Origin of the sequence: Brevundimonas sp. EAKA, from assembly GCF_000698025.1 — a bacterium.
GTDB lineage: Bacteria > Pseudomonadota > Alphaproteobacteria > Caulobacterales > Caulobacteraceae > Brevundimonas > Brevundimonas mediterranea_A.
On sequence record NZ_JMQR01000189.1, the window covers coordinates 1 to 4,266 of the forward strand.

Annotated in this window: 5 protein-coding genes and 1 pseudogene; all 6 read left to right on the forward strand. The window is 67.4% G+C overall.

The features are described from left to right. Positions 1–441, forward strand: a 441-nt coding sequence (locus tag ER13_RS18800; RefSeq protein WP_035311001.1) for a hypothetical protein, incomplete at its 5' end; no start/stop codon positions are given. A gap of 101 nt (positions 442–542) precedes the next feature. Further along, on the forward strand, positions 543–1,142 hold the full coding sequence (gene rimP / locus ER13_RS16370) for a ribosome maturation factor RimP (protein ID WP_035311004.1): 600 nt from the start codon (positions 543–545) through the stop codon (positions 1,140–1,142). Then, positions 1,142–2,905 carry a transcription termination factor NusA gene (gene nusA, locus ER13_RS16375; protein ID WP_035311006.1) on the forward strand — a complete coding sequence of 588 codons (1,764 nt, stop codon included), beginning with the start codon at positions 1,142–1,144 and terminating at the stop codon, positions 2,903–2,905. Before rimP ends, nusA begins: the two co-directional genes overlap by 1 nt. 18 nt (positions 2,906–2,923) lie before the next feature. Beyond that, positions 2,924–3,598 carry an RNA-binding protein gene (locus tag ER13_RS16380; RefSeq protein WP_008264043.1) on the forward strand — a complete coding sequence of 225 codons (675 nt, stop codon included), beginning with the start codon at positions 2,924–2,926 and terminating at the stop codon, positions 3,596–3,598. Between the two features lie 106 nt (positions 3,599–3,704). Continuing rightward, complete coding sequence (locus tag ER13_RS19105) at positions 3,705–3,935, forward strand: translation initiation factor IF-2 associated domain-containing protein (protein ID WP_035311008.1); 231 nt, start codon at positions 3,705–3,707, stop codon at positions 3,933–3,935. A gap of 18 nt (positions 3,936–3,953) precedes the next feature. Next, positions 3,954–4,266 (forward strand): annotated as a pseudogene (locus ER13_RS19110) (translation initiation factor IF-2); the annotation flags it as partial.

The following is a 4,266-nucleotide window of genomic DNA, read 5'->3' on the forward strand; positions in this document are numbered from 1 at the left end:
GGCGATGGCGGCGATGTCGGCGGGGTGGCGATCGACGTCATCGGGGGCATACTGAACCTCTTCGTTCTTTTCCTGCTTGTGACGGCGTGGGGCGTCGTCCCCGCCCTGCTGTTCGGCGGTGCCGGATGCTGGCTGGCCGAGCGTGGGGTGCAGACCCGGCCCTGGTGGGTATGGGGCTTTGCAGGGTCTGCAAGCGCGGGCGCCTACGTCCTTGTTGCGCTGATCTGCCGTTCCCTAGCGCCGACCGTGAGTTTTTTGATCGCGCCATGGGGATTTCGAACACAGCTTGGGCCGGACGCCGAGAGCGCCCCTTTCGCGTGGGATATGATGTTGGCGGCAAGCGTGGCGGGCATTCTGACGGGCGGGTTTCTGGCCGGAGCCCTCTATTTCCGCCTCAGTCGCGGCCGGTGGGCGCCGATTGGGGCTGACAAGCGATCCTGAACCGCCTATATGGCCCTCCACATCGTTAGACCGGCGTCCAACGGCGTCGTTCCAAGCGGCGGCCCGGACGGACCGCCGCTTTTGTTTTGGATAATCGCCGCTTGCGCGCAAGAACCGCCCAGGACCGCCAACTGCTCGAGCTGATCGACCCCATCGCGGAGTCGCTGGGCCTCGAGGTCGTGCGCGTCCGCCTGATGACCGGCTCCAAACGCCAGCGTCTGCAGATCATGGCCGAACGCCCGTCCGACCGCGACATCTCGGTCGAGCAGTGCGCCAAGCTGAGCCGCGCGGTGTCGGAGGTGTTCGACGCCGCCGACCCCATCGCCGGCGAATATATGCTGGAGGTCTCGTCGCCCGGCATCGACCGGCCCCTGACCCGTCCCATCGACTTCGACCTGTTCGAGGGCGAGGAGGCGCGGCTGGAGACGGACCGGATGATCGAGGGCAGGAAGCGCTTCAAGGGCGTGCTGGCCGGCTATGAGGACGGCAATGTCCTGATCGACCTGGACGGCGAGGAAGAGACCGCCCTGATCCCCTTCGACTGGTTGAGCGATGCGAAACTGGTCCTGACCGACGCCCTGATGAAACGGGGCGCCGCCATCCGCGCCGCGCGCGGCGAACCTGAAGACGACGGTCTGCCCGAAGGGGAAGCCGCCGAAGACACAACCGACACCACGACCCCTTCTGAGGACAACGCCTGATGGCCGTCACCGGTATTTCCGCCAACCGCCTCGAACTGCTGCAGATCGCCGAGGCCGTGGCCCGCGAAAAGAACATCGAGCGCGAAGTCGTCATCGAGGCGATCGAGGAGGCGATCCAGAAGGGCGCCAAGTCACGTTACGGCGCCCACCACGACATCCGCGCCAAGATCGACCACAAGACCGGCGAACTGGCCCTGACCCGTCACGTCACCATCGTCGAGGACGACTGGCAGCCGGAAGACGAGCTGGAAGAGTTCAACGACAGCGCCATGGTGCGCCTGAAGGACGCCCTGAAGCGCGACCCGGAAGCCGTGGTCGGCAAGGAATATGTCGAGACCCTGCCGCCGTTCGAGTTCGGCCGCGTCCAGACCCAGATGGCCCGCCAGGTCGTGACCGGCAAGGTCCGCGAGGCCGAGCGCGCCAACCAGTACGAAGAGTTCAAGGATCGCGTCGGCGAGATCGTCAACGGCACGGTCAAGCGCGTCGAATACGGCAACACCATCGTCGACCTGGGCCGCGGCGAGGGCGTCATGCGCCGCGACCAGTCCATCCCGCGCGAAGTGTTCAACATCGGCGACCGGATCCGCACCTACATCTACGACGTCCGGCCCGAGGCCAAGGGCCCGCAGGTCATGCTGTCGCGCGCCCACCCCGGCTTCATGGCCAAGCTGTTCGCCCAGGAAGTGCCGGAAGTCTATGACGGCGTGATCGAGATCCGCGCCGCCGCCCGTGACTCGGGCTCGCGCGCCAAGATGGCCGTCCTGTCGAACGACAGCTCGATCGACCCCGTCGGCGCCTGCGTCGGCATGCGCGGCTCGCGCGTTCAGGCGGTCGTCGCCGAACTGCAGGGCGAGAAGATCGACATCATCCAGTGGAACCCGGACGAGCCGACCTTCATCGTCAACGCCCTGGCCCCGGCCGAAGTCTCCAAGGTCGTGCTCGACGAAGAAGCCGGCCGCGTGGAAGTGGTCGTGCCCGACGAACAGCTGTCGCTGGCCATCGGCCGTCGCGGCCAGAACGTGCGCCTGGCCAGCCAGCTGACCGGCTGGCAGATCGACATCATCACCGAGTCCCAGGACTCCGAGCGTCGCCAGCGCGAGTTCAGCGAGCGCACCGGCCTGTTCCAGGAAGCCCTGGACGTGGACGAAGTCATCGCCCAGCTGCTGGTCACCGAAGGCTTCGCCACGATCGAAGACCTGGCCTATGTCGATCCGTATGAAGTCTCGGAGATCGAAGGCTTCGACGAGGAGACCGCCGAGGAACTGCAAGCTCGCGCCCGCGACTTCCTGGACCGCAAGGCCGCCGAGCTGGACGCCAAGCGCGTCGAACTGGGCGTCGAGGACGGCGTGCTGCAGGTGCCGGGCGTGACCCTGGCCATGGCCGTCGCCCTGGGCGAAGGCGGGGTCAAGACCGTCGAGGACCTGGCCGACCTGGCCACCGACGAGATCCGCGGCGGCTACGAAGTGAAGAACGGCGAACGGGTCAAGGTCCCTGGCGTGCTGGAAAGCTTCAACCTGGCCCAGGAAGACGCCGAAATGCTGATCCTGCAGGCCCGTGTGGCCGCCGGCTGGATCGACGCCTCGGAACTGCCGCAGCCCGCGCCGGAAGAGGAAGAGGAAGAATTCGCCGACGGCGAATACGACCCGGACCAGGTGTTCGGCGACGCGCCGGCTGAAACCGAAGTCGACGTCGACGGTTCAGACGCAACTGCCGACGATGCGGAGGTCCTCGCCGAGGACTCTTCCGAACCGTCGAACGCGTGATGGGAGACCTGGCCACATATGAGCTTGCGCGACGCAACGATTGATCGGGAACGCCGGGACCTCGTCTCTCACGAGGTCATGGACGAATCTCGCCTGATCCGTTTCGTCGCCGGGCCCGATGGCCAGGTGGTTCCCGACCTGGGCAGGAAACTGCCCGGCCGCGGCCTGTGGGTCGAAGCCAGCCGCACGTCGATCGAGACGGCGGTCAAGAAGAACGGCTTCACCCGCGCCGCCAAGATGAAGCTGACCGCCCCGGCCGACCTGGCCGATATCGTCGAACGGCTGCTGTTCCGGCGCTGTCTCGACCAGCTGGGTCTTGCCCGGCGCGAAGGCGTGCTTATCTCTGGCTTCGAAAAGTCCGCCGCCAATCTGCGGGCCGGCAAGGTCGCCTGGGTGATCGAGGCCGCCGACGGCTCGGCCGACGGGCGTGGCAAAATCCTCGCCCTGGCCCGCCATCAGACCGCGAAAGTCTGCGGCGCGTTCACTGTGGACGATTTGAGTTTGGCCCTTGGGCTGGAAAATGCGATACACGCCGTCCTGCTTGCGGGCGGAAGGGCCGAGCGTTGGACCATGGAGGTCGAACGACTGGCTGGATTTCGGCCGCTTCGCCCCGCTCACTGGGATATTCCCAGGGACGGGGACGGATCGGCGGGAGCAACCCCGACTGACCTTGATAAAGGTGGGGCGAGCTGAGGATTTTGGCGGCCGAGGGCCTGTCTCCAAGGGCGGAGACGGGCTCACGGTCGTTCATGTGCATTGAGACGACGGCGGGATTTTCCGCCCCTAGTAAAGCGACCGGATGAGCGACGAAAACGACAAGACCAACCAAGGCCAGGGTTCGGGCCAAGGTGCGAGCCAGGGCAATCAGGGCGGCACGCCGTCCCAGACGGGGCCGCGCGCCCCGCTGAGCCTGAAGCCGCGCGTTGTGGGATCGGTCCCGACCGGGACCGTCAAGCAGAGCTTCAGCCACGGGCGGTCCAAGACGGTGGTGGTCGAGACCAAGCGTCGACCCGGCGCCGGCGGGCCGTAACGCCCGCAGGGCTTCGACGTGGCGCGTCCGCAGCAGTCGTCGTCGCAGAACCGTCCGCAGGGTCAGCGCACGTCGCAACCCGTCGGCGGCGCCCTGTCGCCTGAGGAGCAGGAAGCCCGTCGTCGCGCCATCGCCGTCGCGACCCAGGCCAACGCCGAGCGTGAACGCGCCGCCGTCGCCGAGAAGGCCGCGCGTGAAGCCGCCGAACGCGAACGCGCCGCCGCCACGGAACGCGCCGCCCAGGCGGCGCGCGACGAGGCCGCCGCCGCTCAGGCCGCCGCCGAAGCCGCCCGCGCCCAGGCCGCCAAGCTGACGGCCGCCGCGCCTCAGC